At 61.1% G+C, this 25,580-nt stretch carries 21 protein-coding genes; 5 read left to right on the forward strand and 16 right to left on the reverse strand.

Annotated features, from left to right (window positions below):
• Positions 1–162: 162 nt before the first annotated feature.
• Both VJ604_RS01765 and VJ604_RS01770 read right to left on the reverse strand, forming a co-directional pair.
• Positions 163–1,863, reverse strand: coding sequence for a nickel-dependent hydrogenase large subunit (locus VJ604_RS01765; protein WP_324079664.1), 1,701 nt, complete (start codon positions 1,861–1,863; stop codon positions 163–165).
• A 3-nt stretch (positions 1,864–1,866) separates the two neighbouring features.
• Positions 1,867–2,982 carry a hydrogenase small subunit gene (locus tag VJ604_RS01770; RefSeq protein WP_324079665.1) on the reverse strand — a complete coding sequence of 372 codons (1,116 nt, stop codon included), beginning with the start codon at positions 2,980–2,982 and terminating at the stop codon, positions 1,867–1,869.
• A gap of 400 nt (positions 2,983–3,382) precedes the next feature.
• Here VJ604_RS01770 and VJ604_RS01775 point away from each other — a divergent pair, with 400 nt between their 5' ends.
• Positions 3,383–3,727, forward strand: coding sequence for a c-type cytochrome (locus VJ604_RS01775; protein ID WP_324079666.1), 345 nt, complete (start codon positions 3,383–3,385; stop codon positions 3,725–3,727).
• 82 nt (positions 3,728–3,809) lie between these two features.
• On the opposite strand, the gene cls is transcribed toward VJ604_RS01775, so the two are convergent.
• Positions 3,810–5,192, reverse strand: a complete 1,383-nt coding sequence (cls, locus tag VJ604_RS01780) for a cardiolipin synthase (RefSeq protein ID WP_324079667.1) — start codon at positions 5,190–5,192, stop codon at positions 3,810–3,812.
• Between the two features lie 271 nt (positions 5,193–5,463).
• The gene (locus tag VJ604_RS01785; RefSeq protein ID WP_324079668.1) at positions 5,464–6,801 is read right to left on the reverse strand and encodes a hypothetical protein; all 1,338 of its coding nucleotides are present in this window, start codon (positions 6,799–6,801) and stop codon (positions 5,464–5,466) included.
• A 608-nt stretch (positions 6,802–7,409) separates the two neighbouring features.
• On the opposite strand from VJ604_RS01785, the gene VJ604_RS01790 reads away from it, so the two are divergent.
• Both VJ604_RS01790 and VJ604_RS01795 read left to right on the forward strand, forming a co-directional pair.
• A complete protein-coding gene (locus tag VJ604_RS01790) occupies positions 7,410–8,264 on the forward strand; it encodes an HhH-GPD family protein (RefSeq protein WP_324079669.1) in 855 nt (284 codons plus the stop codon).
• Positions 8,265–8,481: 217 nt separating this feature from the next.
• Complete coding sequence (locus VJ604_RS01795) at positions 8,482–9,630, forward strand: hypothetical protein (RefSeq protein WP_324079670.1); 1,149 nt, start codon at positions 8,482–8,484, stop codon at positions 9,628–9,630.
• A gap of 101 nt (positions 9,631–9,731) precedes the next feature.
• On the opposite strand, the gene VJ604_RS01800 is transcribed toward VJ604_RS01795, so the two are convergent.
• From VJ604_RS01800 to VJ604_RS01845, 10 genes are all read right to left on the reverse strand, one after another.
• Positions 9,732–10,274, reverse strand: a complete 543-nt coding sequence (locus VJ604_RS01800; protein WP_324079671.1) for an NADH peroxidase — start codon at positions 10,272–10,274, stop codon at positions 9,732–9,734.
• Between the two features lie 104 nt (positions 10,275–10,378).
• A complete protein-coding gene (locus tag VJ604_RS01805; protein WP_324079672.1) occupies positions 10,379–10,831 on the reverse strand; it encodes a ferritin family protein in 453 nt (150 codons plus the stop codon).
• A 67-nt stretch (positions 10,832–10,898) separates the two neighbouring features.
• Positions 10,899–11,369 (reverse strand): Fur family transcriptional regulator, encoded by a 471-nt coding sequence (locus VJ604_RS01810; RefSeq protein WP_324079673.1) that lies wholly within the window; start codon positions 11,367–11,369, stop codon positions 10,899–10,901.
• Between the two features lie 153 nt (positions 11,370–11,522).
• Entirely contained in the window at positions 11,523–12,320 is a 798-nt protein-coding gene (locus VJ604_RS01815) for a glycine zipper family protein (RefSeq protein ID WP_324079674.1), read from the reverse strand.
• Positions 12,321–12,368: 48 nt separating this feature from the next.
• Positions 12,369–12,743 carry a hypothetical protein gene (locus VJ604_RS01820; protein ID WP_324079675.1) on the reverse strand — a complete coding sequence of 125 codons (375 nt, stop codon included), beginning with the start codon at positions 12,741–12,743 and terminating at the stop codon, positions 12,369–12,371.
• Positions 12,744–13,038: 295 nt separating this feature from the next.
• A complete protein-coding gene (locus VJ604_RS01825) occupies positions 13,039–13,626 on the reverse strand; it encodes a chromate transporter (RefSeq protein ID WP_324079676.1) in 588 nt (195 codons plus the stop codon).
• 203 nt (positions 13,627–13,829) lie between these two features.
• The gene (locus VJ604_RS01830) at positions 13,830–14,507 is read right to left on the reverse strand and encodes a GntR family transcriptional regulator (protein WP_324079677.1); all 678 of its coding nucleotides are present in this window, start codon (positions 14,505–14,507) and stop codon (positions 13,830–13,832) included.
• A 255-nt stretch (positions 14,508–14,762) separates the two neighbouring features.
• Positions 14,763–18,368: a choice-of-anchor D domain-containing protein gene (locus VJ604_RS01835; protein ID WP_324079678.1), complete on the reverse strand. Its 3,606-nt coding sequence runs from the start codon at positions 18,366–18,368 to the stop codon at positions 14,763–14,765.
• Complete coding sequence (locus tag VJ604_RS01840) at positions 18,365–18,613, reverse strand: hypothetical protein (protein ID WP_324079679.1); 249 nt, start codon at positions 18,611–18,613, stop codon at positions 18,365–18,367. Before VJ604_RS01840 ends, VJ604_RS01835 begins: the two co-directional genes overlap by 4 nt.
• A 423-nt stretch (positions 18,614–19,036) precedes the next feature.
• Positions 19,037–19,786 (reverse strand): helix-turn-helix transcriptional regulator, encoded by a 750-nt coding sequence (locus VJ604_RS01845; RefSeq protein ID WP_324079680.1) that lies wholly within the window; start codon positions 19,784–19,786, stop codon positions 19,037–19,039.
• Positions 19,787–19,951: 165 nt separating this feature from the next.
• Between VJ604_RS01845 and VJ604_RS01850 the strand changes: the two genes are divergently transcribed.
• A complete protein-coding gene (locus VJ604_RS01850; RefSeq protein WP_324079681.1) occupies positions 19,952–20,734 on the forward strand; it encodes an N-acetylmuramoyl-L-alanine amidase in 783 nt (260 codons plus the stop codon).
• Between the two features lie 315 nt (positions 20,735–21,049).
• Positions 21,050–22,561, forward strand: a complete 1,512-nt coding sequence (locus VJ604_RS01855; protein WP_324079682.1) for a phosphotransferase — start codon at positions 21,050–21,052, stop codon at positions 22,559–22,561.
• Between the two features lie 65 nt (positions 22,562–22,626).
• Here the strand turns inward: VJ604_RS01855 and VJ604_RS01860 are convergent, their stop codons facing one another.
• Complete coding sequence (locus tag VJ604_RS01860; RefSeq protein WP_324079683.1) at positions 22,627–23,745, reverse strand: glycosyltransferase family 61 protein; 1,119 nt, start codon at positions 23,743–23,745, stop codon at positions 22,627–22,629.
• A gap of 936 nt (positions 23,746–24,681) precedes the next feature.
• The coding region (locus VJ604_RS01865) for a Kelch repeat-containing protein (protein ID WP_324079684.1) at positions 24,682–25,580 on the reverse strand (899 nt) is incomplete at its 5' end.

The raw sequence follows: 25,580 nt of genomic DNA on the forward strand, positions 1-25,580 counted from the left end.
CCCATCACGAACTGGGAGCTTTCCAGCGCCAGGGTCTTGGGGGAGCCGATGAAGAAGCCGGTCACCGAGAGCACGATGATGGCCAGCATGTTCACCCAGTGGGTCACCCGGACCGGGATTTCCCATACGTACTTTTCGTACATCTGTCCCATAAAAGGCCTCCTAGAGCAGGTTGACCTTCACCATCTCGTTGCCGCGCGTGTCCAGCACGTGCACCGCGCAGGCGAGACAGGGATCGAAGGAATGGATGGTCCTCAGGATCTCCAGCGGCTTGTTGGGGTCGGCGAGCGGAGTTCCCACCAGCGCCGCCTCGTACGGCCCCCTGAGCCCCTTGGCGTCGCGCGGCGAGGCGTTCCAGGTGGAAGGGACCACCGCCTGGTAGTTGAGGATCTTCTCGTCCTTGATCTTGATCCAGTGGCCGAGCGCGCCGCGCGGCGCCTCGTGCCAGCCGTAGCCTGCCGCCTCTTTCGGCCAGGTGGCCGGGTCCCATTTCTCGCCGTTGTGGGCGTTGTAATCCCCCTTGCTTATGTTGTCGATCAGCTGGTCCAGCCAGACCGGCGTCTGCTGGGCGATCAACAGGCAGTCGATGCCGCGGGCAGCCGTCCTCCCCAGGGTGGAGAAGAGCGCCTCGGGCCCGACGCCGAGCTTTTTCAGCACCCCGTTCACGGCGTCCTGCACCTGCTTGTCTCCAGCGCCGTAGGCCACCAGCAGGCGGGCCAAGGGCCCCACCTCCATCGGCTGGTCCTGGTAGCGCGGTGCCTTCACCCAGGAGTACTTGGCGTTCACGTCCAGGTTCTGGAAGGGGGGCTTGGGCCCGGTGTACTTGGCCTCCGACTCGCCGTCAAAGGGATGCAGCCCCTTACCTGCCCCGCCACTGTACTCGAACCAGGAGTGGTCCACGTATTCGGCCACCTTCTTGTGATCGGCCGGGGCGACCTTGGTGATCTCCTTGGCCATGATGACGCCCGCCGGCATCCAGAGCTGCCCGTTGCCCGGCTGCGGGAATTCCCCGTAGGAGAGGTAGTTGCCGACCCCGCCGCCGATGGCCGCCCAATCTTTGTAGAAGGAGGCAACCGCCAAGAGATCCGGGATGTAGACCTGCTCCACGAAGGTCTTCGCCTTGGCGAGCAGGCGCTTGATCTCCATCAGCTTGTCGGCGTTCAGCGCGTTCTGGGAATCCGGGTCGATAGGGATCGCCATGCCGCCCACCAGGAAGGTCTGCGGGTGCGGGTTCTTGCTCCCCAGGATGGCGTGGATCTTGATGACGTCCTTTTGCCACTCCAGGGCCTCCAGGTAGTGGGCGGTCGCCATCAGGTTCGCCTCGGGGGGGAGCCGGTAGGCGGGATGGCCCCAGTAGGCGTTGGCGAAGGGACCGAGCCTCCCCTTGGAGACGAAGGCCTTCAGCTTGTCCTGGGTCTCCTTGAAGTAGGTCGGGGAGTTCATCGGCCACTCCGAAATGGAGGCGGCCAGCGCGGCGGTCTTGGCCGGGTCCGCCTTGAGCGCCGAGGTGATGTCCACCCAGTCCAAGGCGTGCAGGTGGTAGAAGTGGATCACGTGGTCCTGCACGTTCTGGATGCCGATGATGATGTTCCTGATCAGTTCCGCGTTGGGCGGGATCTTGATGTTGAGCGCGTTCTCTACCGCCCGGATGGAGGCGATGGAGTGCACCGTGGTGCAGACGCCGCAGAAGCGCTGGGTGAAGTACCAGGCGTCGCGCGGGTCCCGCTGCTGGAGGATCTTCTCGATGCCGCGGAACATGGTGGAGCTGCTCCAGGCATCGGTCACCTTGCCGCCCGATACTTCAGCCTCTATCCTTAAATGCCCCTCGATCCTGGTGATCGGGTCCACAACGATTTTCGCCATCGGTCAATCCTCCTTTGCGCCTTCGGAAGTGTCCCCTTTGCGGCAGGCGCTGATCACGCCGTGCACCGCAAAGGCCGCCGCCGTGCCTGCCGCGATGCCCAGGCCGATCTTGTCGGCGGTCGCCTCGATGCCGAAGCCGGGGACGTGGGGGAGCCGGTGGTAGAAGGGGGTCATGGTGTCCCAGAACTGGGGTTGGGAGCAGCCGACGCAGCCGTGCCCGGAGGCCACCGGCCAGCTGGTCTTCTCGTTGTAGCGCTGGGTGGGACAGTTGTGGTAGGTCTCCGGCCCCTTGCACCCCATCTTGTAGAGGCAGAACCCTTTCTGGTGGCCGTGGTCGCCCCACTTCTCCACGTACTGGCCGGCGTCGAAATGCGGCCTGCGCTCGCAGTTGTCGTGTATCCGCTTTCCGTAGGCGAAGAGGGGACGGCCGAAGGAGTCTACGGCGGGGAGCTTGTTGAACAGGAGGAAATGGACCACGGTGGCGGTCAGGTTGTCGGCGTTTAGGGGGCAGCCGGGGAGGTTCACGACGGTGGCGTTGGGGACGGCGTCCTTGACGCCGACCGCGCCGGTGGGATTGGGGGCGGCGGCCGGGATGCCGCCATAGGAGGCGCAGGTACCTACCGCCAGTGTGGCCATGGCGCCTCCGCACACCTCGCGGGCGGTATCGACCGCCGCCTTGCCCGATACGCAGCAGTAGACGCCGCCGTCCTTCAGGGGGATGGCCCCCTCCACTACGGCGATGTACTTCCCTTTCTGCTCCTTGACCACCTTGGTGAGGGCTTCCTCCGCCTGGTGGCCGGCGGCGGCCATGATTGTCTCATGGTAGTCCACCGACAGGATGTCCAGCACGATCTCGGCCACCGTCGGATTGGCGGACCTCAACAGGGCCTCGGTGTCGCCTGCGCAGTCCTGGAACTCCAGCCAGACCAGGGTCGGCCGCTTCACCTCGTCGAGCGCCTGGGCTACCTTGGGGGCAAAGCCGGCCGGCAGCGCCAGTGCGGCGGAGACCGCCGTGCAGAATTTCATGAAGTCGCGGCGGGAGACCCCGCGTTGCTCCAGCATGCGGGGAAGGTTCAGCTCGGTACCGGTGTCATCCAGATGCGCGTCGTTTTTGCCCATTGAGATCCTCCTTGCTGCAGTGATGCGTTCAAGCCGATATCTCTTTATGTGGTCAGCAAAAATTGTCGTGAGCCGGAAATGCTGGAGCGAGGCGGGGTGGAGCTATTATATAAAACGTTATTTTGAATTTCCATTAGCACGAGTTGCAAGCAATGTAAATACCATTGCAGCATTTTTCCGCAAGTCAACATTATTTTTACTTTAATACAGATAGGTTGCCTCCTTTTCCGAGCACCCATTTAACATCGTTTTATCGTTTCCATCGAAGGCCGACGAGTTCGGCAGAGCTGACCGATTCCTGAAAGAGGGGGTCGAGAAGATTGCAAGGGGAGGGGAAGACGCTATAATCCCGGCGTGCAGGTGAGCTGGCGAGGGCGGAAAGTTAGCAAAGGGGACGGTAATGACTTCGGGCTACTGGAAAAGGTGGGCAGCGGCCGTCAGCTTCGTCGCTGCGGTCAGCGGGTGCGGTGCGGAGAAAGGGGAAAAGGTGACCAAGAATCTGCTGGCTCGCGGCGGAAAACTCTTCTCGGTACATTGCGTAGGTTGTCACCCGGCGGGGGAGAACCGCATCTACCCGCAAAAAAGCCTGCACGCCGTGGATCTGCGGGCAAACGGCATCACCACAGCCGATGACATCGTAGCGGTGATCAGAAACCCCGGCCGCGGCATGAAGAAGTTCGACAAAAGCACGCTCCCCGATGCCGACGCCCGGGCCATAGCGCAGTACATCCTCGCAACCTTTTAAATTTCAAAAGCAATCCCCCCTGTCCCCCCTTTATCAAGGGGGGGGACAGGGGGGATTGCTTCTGGCCGCTCAGGGCCCTGTCCTACAAAACGTGGGACATCATGTGAGCAAACAGCTCCTTGGTCCGCTCCAGGATCGACCTCTGCTGCCATTTCTCCCAGGTGATCTCGTCCGACTCAGCCACGTCCTTGGCGAACATCGCCTCCATATCCGCCCCGAACTTAGGACTCAGCACGACCGCGTTCAGCTCGTAGTTGCTGGAGAGGCTCAGGAAATCCATGTTGGTCGAGCCGACGGTCGACCAGACGCCGTCGATCACCGCCGTTTTCGCGTGCAGCAGCGCCTTTTTCCGCTCGTACAGCTTCACGCCGGCCTGCAGCAGCTCCGCATAGTTGTAGCGCATGGCGTAGTAGGCGAGCGAGGAGTCGGTAATGGAGGGGACTATGATCCTCACGTCCACCCCGCGCCTGGCCGCCTGGCTGAGCGCATCCAGGATCTTGTCGTCGGGGATGAAGTAGGCGTTGGTCAGATGGATGGCGTGTTCGGCGAACATGAGCGCGCTGACATAGGAGATGTAGGTGATCCGGTTGCTCTCGCCGGGGTTGTTGGCGATGGCCCGTACCAGGGCGTGCCCCTTCGACTCGAGCTTAGGGAAGTAGCATTCCCGCTGCAGGGGCGGGCCTTTCTGCTTTTGCCACATATCGAGGAAGAGCTGCTGGAAAGCCGCCGCCGCCGGCCCCTCGATCTGCACGTCGGTATCCCGCCACGGCACCTCCGACGGTTTCTTGGGACGCCCGCTCTGGAAGGGGGTACTGGTATAGACGGCGCTGATGTTGATGCCCCCGGTGATCACCACCTTGCCGTCCACCACCAGCAGTTTCCGATGGTCCGCGTGCAGGGGGTTGACGGCTCCCACTTGCAGGTCGCTGAGCGGATTGACCTCTACCACCTGCACCCCTGTTTCCCGCATCCGGTCGAAGAACGAGGTGGGGGTCGGCAGGCTGCCGATGCCGTCATAAATGAGGTTGACCTGCACCCCTTCCTGCTGTTTGCGCACCAAAAGATCGGCAAAGGCGCGGCCGATTTCGTCGTTCTCTATCTTGTAGGTCTCCAGATTGATGGTCTCGGTGGCACACTGGATGGCCTTGATGATGGCTGCGTAGGTGCTCTGCCCGTCGGTCAGCAGGGTCACCTTGTTGCCGCCGATCAGCGGACTGCCGTCCACCGCCTCCATCACCGCGTTGTGCCGCTGCACCAGGTCGGTCTGATAGACGGCGCCCTGCAACCGCTTTATGAGCTCCCTGCTTTTTTCATCCGACAGCATCCCCTTGGCTGTCATGATCTTGGGAGGTCTCTCGGTTTGGGCGTGGTCCGTTATCTTGGAGACGTCCGGCAAAGGCGCGCATCCCCCTCCCATGAAGAGGATCAGCACCAGCGAGACACAGATGGTCTTGAATGTGTCCATAGTGGATATAGTATACCTTTTGAAGCTTCGGTTCTATCCTAACTGCAACTTTCTGTGAGAGTGATTGGGAGCGGACTGTCACAGCCTCCCACTATGCCAGTCTCCGTGCGGCATTCGGCCCGCGCAAAAAGAGGGACCAGCCTTGTCTGGCTGATCCCTCTCCTCTTGTTCCAATCCCACTATTGGTCAGCTGCGCGGTCGCCGTCTAAAGCCTCTGACAACCGAAATCCGCTATGCCCCGTCTTACTGTAACATCACACCGACAGACAGTTTACTGGGTCACCACCGTTACCCCGGTAATGACGACTGGCTGCCCCGAAGTCGGGCTGATGGTCTGGGTGGTAGCGGTCTCTGCCAAGGTTGCCGTGATGGTGTCGTTGTGCGGGAGGTCGGTAGTGCAGACCTGTGCATCGAAGGTGCAGGTATAGGGTTTCGCATCGCTCACGTTCAGTGTTTGCGGGAATTGGCAGGTGGTGGCCGAAATTTTGTTATTGCTGCTTGCGATCTGGCCGTAGAAGCTGTCGCTAAGCCCGGTGAGGGAAAGCGGCCTGTTGTACTGGTCGGTGTTTTTCACCGAGGCCTGGAATCTCACCATGGTGCAGACCGCGCCGACCACGCTCTTGTTGACCTGGGCCGTCGGGGTGACGTCGTTGATGGAGACCGAGGTGCAGCCGCAGACGGGGGCCACTGCACCGAACTGGCTGGTCCCGCTGACGCAGACATTGTCAGAGACCTTGTCGCTGGGGTTGGCGGTTACCACCCGGCTAAAGGTGCAGGTTGTCGAGGTGCCGGCCGCCAGCGTGGTGGCAGCGCAGTGCACCGGGACGGCGTTGCTGCTGCTGGAGAAGCTGTAGGTGAAGTCCTGGGTGAACGCGCTCGCGGAACCACCGCTGCTGGGGCAGCTGACATTGGTCCCCACCGATTCGGTCAGGCTGGTGAGGGTCACCGCGCTGGTCGATCCGTTTTTGACGGTAACCGTGTAATTGACCGTGGTGCCGGGATCTACCGATAGCTGGTCTGCAGCCTTGGATACCTGCAGGGTCGGCTTCTGCACCTGGATCAGGTTAACGGGGAAATTCGGCATGTAATTGCACTTGGAGGTGGTGCCGGGGACGGCATTCTGGATCCCCTTGCAGGGTGCGGTCTCTTTCTGCAGCCAGCTGGTGGCGTTGGGGAGGTTCAGGGTACCGGTCCCCACGCACTTGGTCACGATGGGCATGGTCACCGAGTACGGGCTGTGGCCGGAGGTCACGTCGCCGCAGGAGTCCGCCGGCACGGTGTAGTTGTCATACGGAGTGGAGTTGGCCGCGGTGAGCACCGCGCGGTTGCAGGTGGTGCCCACCAGCGCCGACCCCTCCTGGCCGGCGATGTAGAGGCCTACGTCGTAGCGCTGGGAGGCGTTGGCAACGACGCTGAATACGCCGGTGAACTGGATGGTGCTGTCCTGGATGCAGCTGTAGCTGCCGTCACCGTTGGGGAAGAGCCCGCTGATATCGTTGCCGCTGCTGTCTTTGGCAGGTGTCACGCTGACCAGTTCGGCGATTTTTACGTCATTGGCGGTGCAGCCGAGGGTGCCGGTATTCCCCGCCGCGGCGTAGTTGGTTTGCATGCAGGCACCGGTATCCGCGGCGGCCGGTAGTGCATTGATACCGACGACAAACACCCCTGCGATTAGGGCCAAGCTCCTAGTTCTCGTTTTCATTGTTGCGCCCTCCCATTTTAAGGTTTAAGAAACGGCAGTCCTGGGACGCCGATTGTTATACAGATAAGGCCGGATCGCAGTGAATATTGATCCTGGACCGGAAGAGTCAGGCAGAGCAGTCGAACGGGTATTGGTCTATCTGGAGGGCAGAAGGATGGAGTGGGGAGAATAGCTTCAATAACAGAGAGGAGCAGGGGGCAAATTACATTACAAGATTCCCGTCAGGTTTCTGTCCCCACGCAAAGACAGTGGAGCATGTGACCCTCAACAGCAGGTAATACTTTAGTAGGTGATACCAAGTAGACATAAGTCTTGTACTCGAGTGTAGACAACCGGACCAAGGTGTCAAAATTATATTTCTTTCGAAATAATTGAGTCTTTTACCATGAAGTAACGTCAACGTTGGGACAGCTCTTCACCCGCTTCCAGTTCTCTCTTCCAGCACATCCTCTCCTTTTTCCCCTTTCTTCTCGCTATCGTGTCATAATGCTCAACGTTTCTACAGGGAGCCCCGCATGCCGACTTCGGCGATAGACGCACCCGGAAGATACCCCGCAGGAGAAGCGGAACTGGCGGCATTCCGGCAGACGGTGAAGGAGCACTACCGCGAGCAGGGTCGCACCCTCCCCTGGCGGGAGACCTTCGACCCCTACGCCATCCTGGTATCGGAGATCATGCTCCAGCAGACCCAGGTCGACCGCGTACGGGACAAGTACCGGGAATTCCTGGCCGCCTTTCCGAGCTTTCACGACCTGGCCCGGGCTGAGCTCTCCAGCGTGCTCTCGCTATGGCAGGGGCTTGGCTACAACCGCCGGGCAGTCGCGCTGAGACAGTGCGCCGTGGCGGTGGTCGAGCGTTTCGGCGGCACCCTCCCCAACGACATCAACGACCTGCAGTCCCTTCCCGGCATCGGCCCCTACACCGCGCGGGCGGTGGCGGCCTTCGCCTTTGGCGAGCCAACCCCCTTCATCGAGACCAATATCCGCTCAGTCTTCATCCACCACTTCTTCGCGGATCAGGAGCAGGTGCACGACAGCGACCTGCTGCCGCTTATCGAGATCACCCTCGACCGGGACAACCCGCGCGACTGGTACTACGCGCTGATGGATTACGGCACCATGCTGAAAAAAAGCGGCGCCAACCCCGGCCGCAGGAGTGCCCACCACGCCATCCAGTCCCCCTTTCGCGGCTCCAACCGGGAGCAGCGCAGCCTGCTGCTCAAGCTGATCCTGGCCTCGCCCGGCATAAGCTCTGCTCAACTGATAGAGAGCGTCCCGGCTAAAGGGAACAACCTGCTCAAAAACCTCCGACAGCTGAAACAGGAAGGCTTCATCAGGGAGCACGACGACAAGTATTGGATTTGCAGTTAGCTGGAAAAGACGCTGCCTTTTTTATTTTTTTATTGACACAATTTGCGATTGCTTTTTAAAAACCGTTTACCTATATTGTCCCTCCGTAAATTCTTTGCACCCGCTAATCTCACAGCAATAACCCTTTAAGATCACTGCGCTATGCCGGCAATGCACTATTCGAAGCGGCTGCCAGCCGATCGGTCGGGAACACCTTATTTCAATCGAGGGGGACACCATGAGAAACGTGAAGATTTTGGCAGTATGGATGATGTTGATTGCGACCGGCCTGCTGGCCGGCTGCGGCGGGGGCGGCGGTAGCAGCAGCAATATCCCGGTGGTAGCCGCCAGCAAGGTTTCCGGCGTGGCCGCAACCGGCTCTCCGATTGTCGGCACCGTTTATTTGAACGACTCTTCTACCCCGAGCAAGCAGCTCTCCCAGACCACTAACTCCGACGGCTCGTTCTCCTTCGATGTCAGCGGCATGACTGCCCCCTTCATCCTCAGGACAACGGCGGTTGATGGCAACGGCCAGGGCTACACCCTCTTCTCTTTCGCCAACGCCGCCGGAACCGCCAATATCAATCCACTATCGAACCTGGCAGTCTTGCAGGCCAACGGCGCAGCCGATCCCGCCACCCTCAGCACACCAACCGCAGCACAGCTGGCAGCGATCAAGGCGGCCCTCGCCAACGTCATCACCCAGATCCAGACCCTGCTCGCCCCGGTGCTGACCGACTACGGCGTGGCGGGCAGGAACTTCATCACCGACAGCTTCCTGGCCAACCACAGCGGCCTTGACCTCCTGTTCGACTACATCTCCATCAGCGTTTCCGGGGGGACCCTCACCATCACCAACAAGTTGAACAATGCCACCATCCTGGTCACCACAGTGGGAGGCCCCACCCTGACCGGCACCGTCAACACCGCAAACCTCCCTACCATCCCCCCTAACTTGAGCCTGTTCGGGACCTACACCCTGTCCGGCTTCGAAATCACCTACGCCGACGGCAGCTCGCTCACCTCCACCAGTCCGGGCATCATGTTCTCCGGGACCTTCCAGCTCAACTCCAACAACACGGCCAGCCAGAGCGTCACGGTGAACGGCTACACCGTGAACAACAACGCCACCTGGAGCTACGACGCCGCCACCGGCAAGTTCACCTTCGTCACCCTCCCCAGCGGCGCCACCTCCGTGCTGACCGTTGTCTTCTCAAACAACATGCTGACCACCATCTGCCCAACCAGTACCTTCACCGAGTATGACCATTGGACCAAGGTGTCCAACCACGTAACTCGTGCGGTGAAGAGCCCTCTCGAGCAAGAGATCCTCACTCCGTCCGCACCGGCGGGCACCCTGGCCGCCGGCTTGCTGGGCGTGATCTAGCCTCCGCCCCTCTATACCCGGACACAAAAAAGAAGGCCTGGCCGAAACATCGGCCAGGCCTTTACCATCTCCCGAAAACAACCGGGGGATAAGTTCCCTTTTTAGAAATAGCGCTTGAGCAGCCCGGCAAATACCTGGCCGTGGCGCGCCTCGTCCTTGCACATCTCGTGCACGGTATCGTGAACGGCGTCGTAGTTCAGCTGCTTGGCCCTGGTCGCCAGATCCTTCTTCCCCTTGCAGGCGCCGTTTTCCGCCTCCACCCGCATCTGCAGGTTGGTTTTGGTGTCAGCCTTGACCACCTCGCCCAAAAGCTCGGCGAACTTGGCGGCGTGCTCGGCCTCCTCGAAGGCGATCCGCTTGTACGCTTCCGCCACCTCCGGATACCCCTCGCGGTCCGCCTGCCGGCTCATGGCCAGATACATGCCGACCTCGGTGCACTCACCGAGGAAGTTCTTCTTGAGCCCCTCTACGATTTCAGCATCGATCCCCTGAGCCACACCGATCTTGTGCTCGTCTGCCCACGCCAGGACCCCTTCCTCCTGCAGGACGAATTTTTCCGCCGCCGCATGGCAGAGAGGGCACTGCCCCGGAGGTACATCTCCTTCGTGAACATAACCGCAAACGGTGCAGACAAATTTCTTCATTTTCTTCCTCCTGGATATCTAAGTTTACAAGGGCGTAGTGCCCGTGGTGCCACGTGAACGAGCAGATGGCGTGAACGGTTGATGGGAAAAGGGATCGTGCTGCTTTAGTTCTCGGTCAGCACCCGGGCATCGTAGATGTCCTCGATCCTCTTTTTATGGACCAATTCGACCTCGGCGAATACTTGCAGGGTCTTTTTCAGTTGGGGATCATCGGTGGCGTCGGCGGCCGCACGGTAGAGGTTGTAGGCCGCATCTTCCGCCTTGATGGCGAAGCGCAGGATTTCAGGGTAGCTCATGTTGGGCCGCAGCGGGACCGACACCAGGTACTTGCCGATGCCGAGGTCCGGCATTTTCTGCGAGCGCAGTTGCTCGGATTTGGCGAGGTCGATGTTGCTGAAAACCTTCTTGTGGCCGACCTCCTCGGCGACGAACTCCTCGAACAGCTTGCGGGAAGCGATGTCGGTAGAGAGTCGGGCTGCTTCGGTGTACAGCTGGACAGCCTCCTCTTCACGTTCGACTGCAAACTTGATTACATCCTGAAGCGTAATGAATTCCATAGTACCCTCCATTGAAATAGACGACCGGCCTCTCCCCTAGAAGGTTGCCGATCTTTGAATAAAGCGGTCAATGTCGTACCAAAACGGGATTGCTTTCGCCCCGGCAGTTGCCGCACACCCCCTTGAACTGGATGGCGTAGTCGAGCACCTGGAAGAGGCCATCGGGGCTTGGCGGCAGCGGGATGTCGTAGGATGCGCGGTGCGGCAGATCGATGATGGCGCCGCAGCAGACGCACTCGAGATGATGATGGCGGAGCGCCTCGGCATCGAAGCGGGCCTTCGCCTCGTTGCTGCCGATTTTCTGGGCCAGCCCGTGGGCCACGAAGGCTTCCAGCACACGGTAGACGGTGGTGCGGGAGACCCCGGCAAGCAGCGGCTTCACCTGTTCGTAGACCTGGTCGGCAGTGGGGTGGTCCTTCCTCCCCGCCAGGGCTTCCATGATCACCGTGCGCTGCACGGTGACCGGGAGCCCCTTTGACCGGCAGACGGTCTGCAGCTGCTCCTGTTTGCGCTTTTTGAAATCGGCTCGCCCGTGCATGGTTGGTACAATATTGCAATTGGTACTTTATGTCAACTAAAAAATTGAAGCTGCTCTAAAGAAGCAAAAAGCCTGGCCGGAAATGGCCAGGCTTTGCTATGAAAAGTCGCCGGTGTCGACCAGCCGGCGACGGATTTGGTTTGCGGTGAGCGGTTAGGGTCTCAGACGCCGCCCGCGGTACTCCGGACGGTGGAAGCGCCCGCTATAATGGCCCCGGTCCCGCTGGTAGTACCGATACTGGACGTCGCGGAAATGACGGATACCGCCGATGCGGTACCGGGCAAAGGGAGCCGGATAGGCCCGCCGCGGCACGTATGTCCAGGGCCCGCTGTAGTACGGTCCCCGGTACCAGCGGCCGCCGTAGAAGTAATAGTACGCCGAGCCGGTGTAGACGAGGTCATACGGGACCCCCACCGCCACGTACATACCGAGCTCCGGCGCCCAGATGAATTGCGGCGCCGCTTCCAGATAAATCTCGGGCGCCGGCGGAACGGCCACGACCGGCGGCGGCGGAGCGGCGGCTTGCGCGCGGTAGCTGGAGATCTGGTTGCCGTAGGAATACATGCACTGGAGGTAGGCGTTGTCGTAGCGACGCTGCGCTTCCTCGCCGTACACCTGCGCGGAGCCGGAGCCCGCAGCGGTCCCGAACAGGAGGCCGGTCGCCGCACCGATCGCCGCGCCCGCACCCGCGTTGCCGGACACCGCGCCAAGCGCGGCACCAACCCCGGCACCGACCGCCGTCCCGGCGACTGCCCCGGTAGCCACCTGCTCGTTATAGGTTTCCTGCACCGGATTTCCGAGCTGCGATTGCGCCCACTGCCGGCAGGTGGCATCGTCCTTCTGGAATTCCTCGAACGGCATCCCCTCCGCTGGCAGCACCCTCACACTTGGACCGCTTGGTACCGTGGCGCATCCGGTCAAAACGGCCAACAGCATCACGGTCTTCAACATCGCCTTACCACCCATATTGAACCTCAACCCTTCTTCCCGCGGACACCCTCAATGGTGCCGCGGCTTTCCCGGTAAGCGGGGCTTACCTCTCTCCGAGTCGTCATCAGCATCCGAAAAATAGTCAACGAAAAAGAACCAGAAGGAAACCACGATGGCCAGCACAGCGATGGTGAAGGCGAGATTTTTCCCGTGCCACAGGCCGGCAAACCAGAGCATTATTTCCTGGGCCACGGCACTCGCCTTTCCGCCGTAGCTCTCCAGAACATGAAGGTACTTCCTCGACTCCTCAAGATCCGCGCCGGCGGGGTCGACGAAGTCGTCCGCACCAAGAAAGATGCAGAGCGCACCCAGCAACCCTGCAACCAGGATGATCGCCCCGATCACGTCGTAGCGTATCTTGAGATTGGAGAATCTCCCCCGCATCGCCCTCTCCTTGCCTAACCTACGTCTTGTCCGGCCAAGACAGTGTCCGCCGAACGGAGAACCGATGCATCCAACAATGCCTGTCCCAGACTCAAAGGAGATGCTAGCAGCGAATTGGGGATAAATTGTGGAAATAATATGGAAAAATGGGCAGGATTCGGTTAAGCAATCGACTGGCATCCCACTACCCTCGCCCCCCCCGCCCTCACCCCTGCCCCTCTCCCCCCAGGGGGCGAGGGGAGTCATGGAAAGAGTGTGCAAAAGCAAATTGTGAGGAGAGCGGGACAGAAAAGGGTTAGCGGTACAAGACTCCCCCCAGCATGGCGCCGCCGAGGATGATGAAGGCAGGGTTGATCTTGGAAAAGGTCAGTAGAGCGAAGGCCACCGCCACAATCAGCAGTTTGTCCCAGCAGCCGTTGAAAACCTCGCCGAGCCCCAGCTTGTTCAGCCCGAAAACGGTGACCGCCATGTCGTAAGCTGTCCATAACAGCAAGCCGACCACGATCGGCCTCACCACTTTCAACATCGCCTTGACCAGGTCGCTGTCCTTCACTTCGAAGAAAAAGACAATCATCAGCAGCATGAGCAGCGTGGTTGGCAAAATCGTTCCCGCAACGGCGGCGACCGCTCCCGGCATGCCGGCCAACTTGTAGCCGACATAGGCCGACACCTGCGGCGCAATGGGTCCCGGCAGCGCGTTTCCTACCGCCACGGCGTCGGCGAATTCAGCGGGGGTGACCCAGGGTACCGGCGCGCTCGCCCCCCGCGGCAGCCAGGTCGCCGCCGTCGACTCGCGCTGCATCAAGGCAAGAGAAGCGGGACCGCCTCCCCATGAAAACAGGGAGACCCTGCTGTACACCAGGAATATCTGCCAGATCAGCATGGTTACTACCTCCTACTACCTGAGTTACTGCACAATCCTTGCGAGCACCTTAAGCGCCGTCGGAGCGTGCGAAGGTGCTTATTTCATCCCCACACCAGCTTGCAACTTCCCCCTCGCCCCTTGAGGGGAGAGGGGCAGGGGTGAGGGCGGCTTTTTCCTGAAATTGTGGCACCCTCACCCGCCCTTCGGGCACCGGGGATAAGTTACGCTACCGTTCCAATCTTCGGCAGTGACGCCAGCAGGTCTGCGAAGCGCTCCCCCTGGACCGCGATGTGCTTGCGCATGAGTTCGGCAGCGAGCTCGCCGTCGGCCCCCTGGATGGCCGCCACGATAAAGGCGTGCTCGGAGAAAGAGCTCCGCAGGCGGTCCCGTACCCGCAGCTGCAAACGGCGGTAGACGCTCAGCCGGCGGTACATGGCGACGGTCTGCTCGATGAGGAAGCTGTTGTGGCTGGCGGCGTAGATGATCTTGTGGAACTCCTCGTTCCTGCGGAAATACTCGTCCGGGTCTCCCTGCTCACGGGCCTCGTCACAGGCACGGTGCGCGCTAAGCAGCTGTGCGAGCTGAGCCTCGGAGATCCGGCGGGCGGCCAGCCTGCCGCACATCCCCTCCAGTTCCGCGGCCACCTCATACATCTCCAAAAGCCGCTGGGTGGTGACCTCGGCGACCACTGCCCCTCTCCTCGGGCGCATGTCCACCAGACCGGAGAAGGAGAGCTGCATGAGAGCCTCGCGGATGGGAGTCCTCGACACCTCGAATTCGTGGGCCAGCTCCGTCTCGTCCAGCCTCATCCCGGGCGGATAGCATCCGGTGGCTATGCGCTCCTCGATGATTTCCAGCAACCGGTCGGAGCGCCGTACATGTCCCTGTTCGTTTTCCATCGACACCTCCCTTAGAGACGAGGGAGTCATATATACAGCCAACACGCATCTTGTTCAACAAAAAAGCAGTTGTGCATACACAGGTGACGTCTTCTGTACACAAGCAGGGGTATATCGATACTTGAAGGCTTGGCACTGATAGAAACTGGCGGGACCAGGATGTCCTAAACTGCAGAGCGGGAGAAGAGAAAAAAGATGCCGCACGCGAAACAAGGCGTGCGGCATCTTTTTCGGTTACCTGACGATCCGGCTCTGCTATCTGCCGGTGCCGACCAGGGAGACGCTCTGGGAACTTGGTACGCCGTCCGAGTCGTCGTTGATGATCAGGTGGCCGCTGGTAGTGATTGCCTGAACGGGCCTGAAGGTTACGTTGATCGTGCAGCTGGCGTTGGCCGCCAACTTGTTGGGACTTACCGGGCAGTTGTTGGTCTGCGTGAAGACAGCGGTATCGCTGCTGATACCGGCGAAGGTCATGGGAGCCAGCCCGGTATTGGTTACTGTCACCGGCATCACCTTGCTCTTGCCTACCGAGACTGTGCCGAAGTTCAGGGCCGGCGGGTTGCTGGCAGGCAAGGTCGTCACGGTCGCGTGCGGGAGGTCCGGGCGGAACACGATCGGCCGCATCATGTCGTTTTCTTCATGCCCTAACAGGTGGCAGTGCCAGACGTACTCCCAACCGAAGTTGGTCATGACGTTGGTTGTCTGGGCGACCGCGGGGAGTCCCGGCGGCGGTGCAACAGGCTGGAAGTTGCCGGCGGTATTTTGCAGCATGGTGGGGTCGAGCACCCGGTTGCTGTCGGGCAGGGCGAACGGGAGCTTCATGGCCGAGCCTACCGGCTTGATGGCCACGATGATGTCCTCAAACGGGTTGGTCCTGATGGTCTCCTTCCAGCCCAGTTCGTCATCATAGGGAGGCTTGATGGTGTTGGTCCAGTCGACGCGGTTCACCACCTGCACGTTGAAGAGATGGAAATGGATGGCGTGGGAGTCCACACCGATGTGCGACAGGCGCCACAGCACCGGCTCGCCGCCGTTGAGGATCTCGGTGGGCGGGTCGATATAGAAGTTCGCACCCACCACGGCACCGGCACCCACCGTCGGCGCCAGCAGGTTCGGCGTGGAGCCGAGCACCGCGTTCATCCTGCCGTACTCCATGTCGAAGCCTTCCACCAGATTCTTCCCGTTCAACACCAGGCTGTTGGCCAGCATCGAGGCAGCAGTGGCGCCGGTGCCTCCGCCGCCGGTCAGGGTTACCTGGGGCGCTGAGAGACAGGAGCCAAAGGGGAAGCTGGGGTTGGTGCCGGCGCTGAGTGTGATGGTGCCCACCGAGCCGAGGGTGATGGTGGCAGTTGCCGTCGCCTGGGTGGTCGCACCGCCGCCCGACAGGGTAACGGTGGGGGCCTTGGTGTAGCCGGAACCGGGGTTGGTAATGGTGATGACGGTGACTACGCCGCCGGAAATGGTTGCCACCGCGGTGGCCCCCTTGCCCGCACCGCCGGAGAAGGTGACGGTCGGCGGAGAAGTGTAGCCGCTCCCCGCGGTGACCAGGGTCACGCCGGTCACGCCGTTCAGCGCGGCGGTGGCTCTCGGATAGGATGTGCAGCCGCCGCCCGTGAAGTTGACGGTGGGGGCCTTGGTGTAGCCCATGCCGGGGGCGGTCAGCACCACTTTCTGGACCCGCTGAGGCTGCCCGGTGACGTTGAGCGAGTCGTCGACGGCGTTGGCGTAGATGTTATTGGCTGCGTTGAGCGGCCCGCTCGGATAGGCGTCGTTATAGGCTTTCTGCGGCACCAGGATCGGGTCCTGATCCTTGGCAAAGGTCTGCGGCAGAGCTGTCTGCAGCGTCGCCAGATCGTAGGGCGGCGCCTGCACGCCGTTGGCGTCGATCCGTATCTGCATCACGGTACGGGTATTAGGTCCGAAGCTGGCAGGGGTCGGGGGTGCACCGCCGGCCGGGGTCTGGTCGGGGGCGCCGGTGAAATAGTCGTTGCGCGAATCGTACAGCGGCATGGGCGCCGGGGCGTCGTTGTACATGATCAGGACCGACCCCGGTGTGACCGAGGAGAAGTCGACGATCACGTCGGCGCGCACGGCCGGCGGCATGAGCAGTGCCTTGCTGGTGACCCCGCCAAAGGTGACACTTCTGCGGTTGTAGTCGAAGTCGATCGGTTGCGGCCTGATGACGACCGGCTTGACCAGGAAGCCACCCTCGTTGCCTATCTGGATCATGCTCGGGCCGACGGTATTCCAGTTCGGAACGCCGCCGTCACGCCCGTCCTTGGGCCAGGTAGCGGGCCAGTTCGGGTCGGTGGAGTTGTTGGAGGCAGGCACCATCGACACCTCGGTGCATTTAGCGGGGTCGGGAAGGAACTGCCCGGGGACCGCCTTGCAGATGGTGCCATCCGGCATGGCCGCGTAGTAGAGCTGCAGGTTCAGCATCCGGTCGTTGCAGGCGTTCAGGATCCGGAAGCGGTAGGCGTTCGGCTGCAGCTGCAGGTAGGGGAAGGCCGCGCCGTTGACCAGCGGGGTATCGCCGAAGGCTTCCGGTATGATGGTCGGGCTCGGCAAGATGTCCTTGAGCGGCACCATGGGCGGGATCATCCAGGGAGCGTAGTCCCAGCGCCCCATCGGGTTGGAACCGGGGGAGTCGGGGAACAGGTTGTACAGGTCCTCGTTCGGCATGTACTCGTGGGGGAACCACAGGTCGCCGTGGGCCGAGTTGGGCAGCAACTTGAACCAATTGGGGTCGACGTCCTTGGTGAGGGCGGTGGGAGTGGCGACTGCCGGGGGAGTTGTCGGCAAGGCACCGCTGGCATTACCGTTCACGAAGGTCTTGTCCTGGATGACCAGCGGAATGCCGTATTTGTAGATATTGCCGGTGCCGGTCTTGTCCAGGCCGGCCTGGTCGGGAAGGACCTTGTACCCGCTGGGATTGGCGCCGAAGCCGTTGGTCCCGTCGATCAGGTCTGTCTCTGCCTGGTCGATCAGCAGGTAGCCTGCCGCCTCACCTGCGTAGACGTTCAGGCGGGTGATGCCGTAGGAGTGGTCGTGGTAGAACATGAGGCGCGCGCTCTGCTCGTTGGGGTAGTAGTAGGTCCCGGTTCCGTCCCCTGGAGCCGGGCTTGCCACCGGTTTACCGGCGCCCACCATGTCCGGCACGTTCTGGAAAGCGACCCCTTTCAGGAAAGGCGTGCTGTTCTCCCCTGCGGGAGTTATCCACTGGTGGGGGGTGCCATCGCTGATCCACGGGGTCAGACCGCCGTGGAGGTGGATGTTGGCGCGGTTCTGCGAGTACATGGCGCAGGTGGTCATCATCGGATCGCAGGGCGCTCCGGTCATGGTCAAGGGTCCCATGCCGGCGCCCATGATGTTGGTGTCGACCGGCAGCGGAAGGTCGCCTGCCGCACCGATCCCCAGTTCATTGGTGAACTTGATGCGGACCGGCGTGCCGCGCTTGGCGATGATCAGCGGCCCGAGGTAATGCGGCTTGCCGTCGCCTACCCCCTTCTGGTAGTAGCCGCGCAGGGCCGTGGTGTTGGGAAGATCGCTGTGCAGCTGTTGGGTGTACTGCTTCAACCCGATCTCGTAATAGTCGGAGACTCCGTCGCTGTAGAGCTTGGGCTCGGCGACCGGAATATAGTTGCCCAGGTTGTTGGCATTAGCCGATCCAAGCCCCGGCAGGGAATCGACGAACTTGGTCAGGTTGGGGCTGTTGGCGAAGTTCGGCTTGGTGTAGTCGACAGCGGAGTTGTAACCGATCATGTTCACGGCCTGCGCCGTGCAGGGCGCCAATACGGCCATGGCCGCCAGCGCCGTCAGGGCGGCGGCCCGCGCCTTTTTCCTCTTAAGGGACCGGGTCATTTGGCACCTCCACTGGTGGCGGGCGCTGTGGCCTGGCCCGAGCGCACCGCTTCACGCAAAGCCAGCGCCTCCTGCAGGTGCTTCTTGGCCTCCTGACGCCGTTGGTAGGCCGTTTTCTGCGTCCCAGGCGGTGACGGTTTCACCGCGACTTTGGGCAGCACGGTCGTCGCCGGTTTTTCAGCTCCCCAGGCGAGCGACGACGCGCCCAACACCACCAATGCTATCCACCTGCTTCCTGTTTTCATTGCACACCTCCTCTGGTGGCGTTGGAGGAAAAGAGTCCCTTTCCTCAGGTTTCACCTATCACTACTAAAGTAGCCGGACCGGCAGCCTATCCTGCGCAACCAGCCGGCGCCGAACTAGAACCTTGCGGGGTACCGCATTCGGTGCATCGAGAATGGAAAAAGTAGCGAAGCCTTGGTAGGCGAGAGTAAAACTATGGTTGATATTTTACGGAAAGGATAAAGGGGGGAAGGTGATCATTCTTTGCCAATCTTGCTAACAACTTGGCAAAAATTGCTATTATACTTGGAGTTTTCTAGTGATACGGAGAATGTGGCACGAAAGTGGCCAAAGGAGCTGCGGCTTTTGTCGCCTTGGCTGGTTAAGTTGCCTTAACAGTTGCGAAAATTTGCGGGAAAGCAACGGTCGCCGACCCTTGGCAGGCCCTAAAAAAACTCCGTTTGCAGGGTCCTTCGATAGGCTTTGGGAGTGATGCCGGTGATCTTTTTGAATTGGCGGCAGAAGTCACTCAGATCATTGAAGCCGGACTTGAAGGCAGCGCGGGAGATGGTGCATTCCGGCTCCTGGAGGAACTCCTTCGCCCTTTCGATCCGGCGGGAACTGTAGAACTGCAGCGGGCTGATCCCGAGGTGGCGCTTGAAGGTCCTGCAGAAATGGTACTTGCTCATGTAGCCGGCCTTCGCCAAATCGTCCAGGCAGAGCGTATCGATCAGGTTTCTCTCCATCAGGGAGATGGCGCGGACGATGCCGTCGGGCAGAGAGCGGTTGGCGGAAGGCTCTGCGCTCCCGTTACCTGGGGGGACCGGTGGGGAAGCGGGGCGCGCTCCCCGCTTGAAGGAGAGGATCCTTTCCAGGGATCCGGCCACCAGTCGGGGGTCGAAGGGGATCCTGAAATAATCGCGCGCGCCCCCCTTGAAGGCCCTGGTCACCACCTCCTCGGAGCTGCGCGCGGTGATGAAAACCACCGGGGTGGCGGGAAAGCGTGCCTTGATGGCCCCCAGCAGCCAAAGTCCCTGTTCCACATCCCGGTCGCAGAGAACCACCGCCACCTCGACCTCGAGTTTCTGGAGAGCGGCCGGCGCCTCCCCGAAGACGATCTCCCTGCGGTCGGCGTCGACGCCCCAGGGGTTGAGGCAGTCACAGCCATGCTCGTGAAATATAGTCACCACTGCCACGGCAGACTCCAGAATATTCGTCAGGTTACCCCAAAAGGCGGCTTGACCGCCAAAAAAGTTCATGAAAATCTATCACAAAGTCGCAAACTTTCAATGCGGTGACGACAAAAAAGCGTCGCCTTCTGACGCGGATTGCTGATATAAAGATGAGGAGACAGTGAAAGGATGAAAGGCAAGCGCTCCCTTCAGGAAGAGGTAATGATGTCGTCCCCCAAATTCCGTCCGAGGTTCCTCCTTTTCACGCTCGCCATGCTGGCAGCCTGCACCCACGCGCCCCACTCGTCCGCCACCGTCGCCGACCAGACCGCACCCCCCTCCGCAGCCCTTGCCGCTCCCCCCGCCCCGCGGCCGAGCGTCACCATCATCGACCACGACATCTTCGACCAGCAACGGCTGGCGATGACCAGACAGTACTGCCAGCTTCACTACGGGACCGCCAGCGAACGGCTGGAGACTCCCAAGATGATCGTGGTGCACTACACCGCCTCGCCCACCCTCCAGAAGGCCCTCGACTTCTTCACCCCCGACCGCAACTCCCGCGACGACATCCGAAGCGGCGGGGAGGTGAACGTCTCCGCCCAGTTCCTGATCGACAAGGACGGCACCATCTATCGGCTCGCCCCCGAGGACCGGGTCTGCCGGCATACCATCGGCTTCAACCAGGTGGCGCTCGGCATCGAGAACGTCGCAGAGGACAAGGACGCGCTCACCGACGCCCAGCTTGAGGCAGACGCCGCCCTGATCGCCGACCTGGCGGCGCGCCACCCCAGCATCCGGTACCTGATCGGCCACTACGAGTACCAGGACCGCTCGCTCCCCCATTTCGCGCTGAGGACCGAGCTCGACCCCTCCTACCATCCCACCGTCAAGATCGACCCGGGCGAGCGTTTCATGACCCGCCTGCGCGCGCTGCTCAAGGAGCGTTACGGCCTTACCTTCGAGCGCTAAGCCTCATCCCTGCCGAAAAAATCGCGCTTCCCTTCCCCCTTCAATCGTGCTGAAATTGAGCTGGTGCACACAGGCTGTCGCGGTCGCCCCAGCGTTGTCCGGCTGACAACTGGCACTCCCCGCCTCTCCGGACACAGCGAACTCTTCCTCCCCTGCGGGGGGCCGGGTGGGGAAAGCCTCGCATCTTCGTGGAGACTTCCCTCACCCCAGCCCTCTCCCGCGGGGAGAGGGAGTGCCGGCAAGAGTGGATTCAGTCAAGGCAATACCCTACCGGAAAGCGTGGGCAACCGGGCAGCCTCCTAAATGGAGGAGCTCATGCTGATCGAAATGCATTGCCATTCGGCGGAACATTCCGCCTGCAGCAGGGTACCGGCGGTGGAACTGGTGCGGGCCATCCAGGCGAAGGGGCTCCAGGGGCTGCTGCTCACCGACCATCATTTCCTCTGGCAGCCCGCCGACCTCGCCGAACTGCGCCGACAGGCGGGGGTCCCCCCGGAGTTCCTGCTTTTGAGCGGGCAGGAAACCAACGTCCCGATACTGGGAGACGTGCTGATCATTGGCGCCCCCGTTACCATCCCCCGCGGCACCTCGCTGACCGACATCCGCCAGGATTTTCCCGCTGCCGCCATCATCTGGGCCCACCCCTACCGGGACGGGCGGCTACCAGGGGATGAACTGCTGAACTCTCCCCAGGTGAACGCCATCGAGATCTTCAACTCCAACCACACCGTGGGGGAGAACAGCCGGGGACTGCAGGACTGGCGCCGGCTGCGCTTCATTGCAACCTCCGGAACCGATACCCATGCAGCCACCTACGCAGGCATCTACCCCACCGTTTTCGATGACGCCCTGACCACCGTGGAGGAGTTGGCGCAGGCGATCAGGAGCGGGCACTGCCGCCCCTACCTGAAAGCGGTCGCTCACGGTGAAGAAAGGAGGGTCACCCAGGTAACCATTGGGCAGCAGAAGCCCGACCAAAGCCGCGAAACGCTGATCATCCGTACCCCCGCGGCCGGCACTGCCTGGGACCGGGCGGAAAGGGCCTTCCACATGATGGCCGCCCTCTACGGGAAGGGCTTTGCCGGGGGGACCTTCCGGGTTCCGCAGGCCATCGAAAAAAACGCGCAATCAGGCACCATCCTGGAAGAGGGGATCAGCGGAGAGTCCCTTTTCGACAAGCTCATCTCCTCCCCGACTGAAGAGGCGGAGAAGTACCTGCGCCTGTCGGCACAGTGGCTCGCCCGTCTGCACCTTTTGCGTCTGAGCATGACCACGGCGGAGGAATTCCTGGCCGAGGAAAGGCGGCGCATGGACAGGGATCTGCTGCGCTTTACCAGGGAGAAGCACCCCTACGCCAGGAAGGTGACCGATATCGTCTCCACCGTAGAACGGGGCGAGCAGGAACTCTACCATCAGGACCAGGATCACTGGGTGCAGGGGCACGGCGACTTCCACCCGCAAAACATCATCATCGGGCATGAGGAGTCCGCCCCGGGTGACGGGATCTTCGTGGCGGCGATCGATTTCGAGAGGACCCAGGTGCTGCCACCGGCCTACGACGTGGGGTGGTTCCTGGCCCAGGCCCGCTCCCAGTTTGCCAGTCACCCCAAGCTGGTGGGGGGATTTCTGGAGGAGACCTTTCTCAATGCCTACCGGGAAGCGGCGGGCGAACTCTTGGACGGCGATTTCTGGCGACAGGTGGAGCTCTTCCGCGCGCGCGCCAACGTGAGCATCGCCACCTACCTGGTGATGCTGGAACTGGGGGATGCCGGAGAACTGTGGCGGGTGCTGGTGGAGTCGGAGCGGGCGCTTACCTATGTGGTATGAACAACTTCGAAACAGGGGGAGTAGTAGACAGGAGAAAATGGAGAGGGACTCTCGGACAGCTCCTTTCACAACATATCGAGCACGGCGTCCATAGCGCCCTCGTCGATTTGGTGGCCGGTCCTGCAGATTACGTAGCGGTAGTCGAAGCCCAGGCTGAAACTGAGCCAGGCAAAGCAGTCGAGTATGTAGTTTTTCGGGAAAATTTCGATGACCCGGCAGGGCGCTTCGGACCAGACCAGGTTGCTCAAGCCGGCGCCGTGGGTGGAGACCACCGTTTTCGCCCCATCGAAGAGACGTATCTGCTCCCGGAAGGAAAGCTCCTCGCAATGGACGACGCTGAATCCTCTCTCCCTGAGCCTTTCTTCGAGCAGTTCCTCGCCCCCCAGCCGTCTCCTTCTGCTTCTTCTCCTGGAAATATAGAGTTTCTCCGGGCCAGGGTTTCTCGCTGGCGAGCTTTCCTGCAAGAGCTTCCCTTTCAGTTCGGACCTGAGCACCCCCAGGACCTCCGGATTGGTGAACTCGGGCTTGTTGTGGTACTGCGGCATAACCAACGTCTTTACCCTCACGGGGCCGGAGCAGGTGATGAAGCGGTCGCCTGGCTCGGCGCCGACGGCGACAGCCAGACCCTCCCTGACGTAATCGGGGCACTTTTCCGGCAACACGATCTTAATCTCGGGAAAGCGGGCGAGGGCGAACAGGATGTTGGGGAGCACCTCGAACAGCCAATGGAAGTAGGTGGCGGGATGGCAGACCACCACCGGCTCCTGCAGAGTGAGCTCCTGCACGGGAAGCAGCGGTTCATGCAGGATGTCCCCCCAGTCCATGATGCGACGCAGCGAGCCGACGCTTTCCTCCATGATCCGGTTCCCTATCCACGCCATGCCGGAATACGGGGAGACCACGGCATCCCTCAGCAGGTACAGGTTGCGCTTGCCGAAGACCGCCTCGGTCCTGATGAAGGGGGGAAGCTTGGCCTCGACCTCGTGTTTCACGATGCGGGCATCGGTCAGCGGGATGATCTCCACGAGGTGTCGCTCTACGTTGGGGAGGTAGCTCGCCTTCTCCAGCGACTCGATGCTCGACTTGGGCATCTTGCCGACCACCGGCCCGAGCAGTTCCAGGGAAAGCTGGCTCACCCGCCTCTTCCTCTCCTTGGCCTCATGTTCGTTCAGCTCATCGATCACTGACTACTCACTCCATCGTTTGCAGGTTCCGCTGACGATACGTGCAGCACGACGAAAAATCAAGCCATTGCTTTGGTCGCCAAGTCGCCCCCTGGCGGGTCGGTGGACGGGTCGGTGTCACAACCCTGCCGGGCAGTTGCAAAACAGTACCTCGTCTCCATCTGGCCCTTACTTGTCGATCTTTTTCTCATAACAGCTTTCTTCTTAACTCGTGAAATAATATCTCCAGGCTATATTCACTCCTTCCTATTAGCAAATTCTTGTCGCCTATTTCCCTTCAAAAATCCAAAATCTTGGCTGCTGTAAGTTTTTTATACATCCTTTAAAGCCAGTACTACTGTCATTTCCAGCTTAGCTCAACCCTACAATGCATCAATTTCCTACTTTTTCTGTACTTGGCTCGACAATTGCTGCTTATTTCTCACAGATAAGAGATCGTTACCTGCTATTACTATAGTAGTTTGGTAGAGAGCCCCTGTCAGTATCTGCCTTTTCCTGTTATTGATCTCTTATCGAGAGGGAAGCCCCATGAAAACTCCTCCCAACAACGAGCCGTTCGAGCCCGGTTGACCGCCCTCCCCTCTCCGGGGCGGCCATAGCCCACCACCGAAACGGAGGGGGGCGGCAAAGATGGAATGCAGTTATTTGATTGAGTGGAGGGATGCAGCAACTGAAGTTATGTGTTATGGGAGGGATGCAGTACTGTAGTTACTGAAGTCAGGCATTAGCGGAGGGAATGTAGTAATGAAGTCCATGTGGTTATGGAGGGCATGAAGTAGTGAAACACTTCACCTGAAAAGGTAATGGCACCCGGTTCCCGCCGGGTGCCTTTCCTTTTTTCGGCCAGCGCATCCCCCCCTTTAGGAGAGAGGGTGGCCGAAGGCCGGGTGAGGGGGCTGACCCTCTCCCCCAGGGAGGAGAGGGGTCCCATCACTGTTACTGGTAGAGTTCGGCGCTGTTCAGGAAGACTCCGCCGTTGTTGCCGCCGATGATGACCACCTTGCCGTTGGCAAGGGGAGTGGCGGTGTGGTTTGCACGGGCGAAGTTCATGACAGTGGCGGTGGCGGCGAAGCTACCTGCGCCAGTCGGCGTGTACAGCTCGGCAGACAGCAGGAAATCGCTCAGCGAGCTGGATGGCCCGCCCAGGCCGCCGGTGAGCAGGACGTCGCCGGTCGCCAGCCTCGCGGCGGCGTGGTGGCTGCGCGCATCGGTCATCTGGTTGGTGGTGGAGGTGCTGGAGGTAAAGGTCGCCGCCAGCGCATCGAAGGTCTGGGCGCTGAACAGGTGATTCGCCCCCGGCCCTGCTTCGGTTCCCGCATTGCCGCCGATCATCACCACCGACCCGTTGGCGTCGTTGAGGATGGTCGCCGTGTGCTGCCAGCGCCCGGTGTCGGAGGCGGGGTCGACCATCATGCTTCCGGAAACGGCAAAGGTATTGGTGACGGGATTGAACAGCTCGGTCTCCGAGAGTATCTGCCCGCCGGTCCCCTGCCCGCCGGCCAGCAGCACGGTGCCGTTGCGGAGCAGCGTGGCGCTGTGGAAGTAGCGGGCCTCGGCCATGGGCTGGGTCACCGGCGAGAACTTGCCGGTGGCCGGATCGAAGATCTCCGCGCTCGCCAGGGCGGTATCCCCCTCGACGCCGGGGCCCTGGTCGGCGGTGCCGCCGGCGACCAGTACCTTGCCGTTACCGAGCAGGGTCGCCGTATGCATCCAGCGGGCGGTGGTCATGCTGCCGGTGGCGGTGAAGGTCTTGCGAGCGGGGTCGTAGATCTCCGCGCTGGCCAGCGGCGTGCTGGTGTCGTCGACGCCGCCGGTGATCAGGATCTGGCCGTTCT

It is taken from the genome of Geomonas sp. (assembly GCF_035254065.1).
Lineage (GTDB): Bacteria > Desulfobacterota > Desulfuromonadia > Geobacterales > Geobacteraceae > Geomonas.

Bases quoted from the DNA above. Each gene is read 5' to 3' on its own strand.
- VJ604_RS01765 (WP_324079664.1), bottom strand. From the start codon at position 1,863: ATGGCGAAAATCGTTGTGGACCCGATCACCAGGATCGAGGGGCATTTA.
- VJ604_RS01770 (WP_324079665.1), bottom strand. From the start codon at position 2,982: ATGGGCAAAAACGACGCGCATCTGGATGACACCGGTACCGAGCTGAAC.
- VJ604_RS01775 (WP_324079666.1), top strand. From the start codon at position 3,383: ATGACTTCGGGCTACTGGAAAAGGTGGGCAGCGGCCGTCAGCTTCGTC.
- cls (WP_324079667.1), bottom strand. From the start codon at position 5,192: ATGGACACATTCAAGACCATCTGTGTCTCGCTGGTGCTGATCCTCTTC.
- VJ604_RS01785 (WP_324079668.1), bottom strand. From the start codon at position 6,801: ATGCAAACCAACTACGCCGCGGCGGGGAATACCGGCACCCTCGGCTGC.
- VJ604_RS01790 (WP_324079669.1), top strand. From the start codon at position 7,410: ATGCCGACTTCGGCGATAGACGCACCCGGAAGATACCCCGCAGGAGAA.
- VJ604_RS01795 (WP_324079670.1), top strand. From the start codon at position 8,482: ATGAGAAACGTGAAGATTTTGGCAGTATGGATGATGTTGATTGCGACC.
- VJ604_RS01800 (WP_324079671.1), bottom strand. From the start codon at position 10,274: ATGAAGAAATTTGTCTGCACCGTTTGCGGTTATGTTCACGAAGGAGAT.
- VJ604_RS01805 (WP_324079672.1), bottom strand. From the start codon at position 10,831: ATGGAATTCATTACGCTTCAGGATGTAATCAAGTTTGCAGTCGAACGT.
- VJ604_RS01810 (WP_324079673.1), bottom strand. From the start codon at position 11,369: ATGCACGGGCGAGCCGATTTCAAAAAGCGCAAACAGGAGCAGCTGCAG.
- VJ604_RS01815 (WP_324079674.1), bottom strand. From the start codon at position 12,320: ATGTTGAAGACCGTGATGCTGTTGGCCGTTTTGACCGGATGCGCCACG.
- VJ604_RS01820 (WP_324079675.1), bottom strand. From the start codon at position 12,743: ATGCGGGGGAGATTCTCCAATCTCAAGATACGCTACGACGTGATCGGG.
- VJ604_RS01825 (WP_324079676.1), bottom strand. From the start codon at position 13,626: ATGCTGATCTGGCAGATATTCCTGGTGTACAGCAGGGTCTCCCTGTTT.
- VJ604_RS01830 (WP_324079677.1), bottom strand. From the start codon at position 14,507: ATGGAAAACGAACAGGGACATGTACGGCGCTCCGACCGGTTGCTGGAA.
- VJ604_RS01835 (WP_324079678.1), bottom strand. From the start codon at position 18,368: ATGACCCGGTCCCTTAAGAGGAAAAAGGCGCGGGCCGCCGCCCTGACG.
- VJ604_RS01840 (WP_324079679.1), bottom strand. From the start codon at position 18,613: ATGAAAACAGGAAGCAGGTGGATAGCATTGGTGGTGTTGGGCGCGTCG.
- VJ604_RS01850 (WP_324079681.1), top strand. From the start codon at position 19,952: ATGAAAGGCAAGCGCTCCCTTCAGGAAGAGGTAATGATGTCGTCCCCC.
- VJ604_RS01855 (WP_324079682.1), top strand. From the start codon at position 21,050: ATGCTGATCGAAATGCATTGCCATTCGGCGGAACATTCCGCCTGCAGC.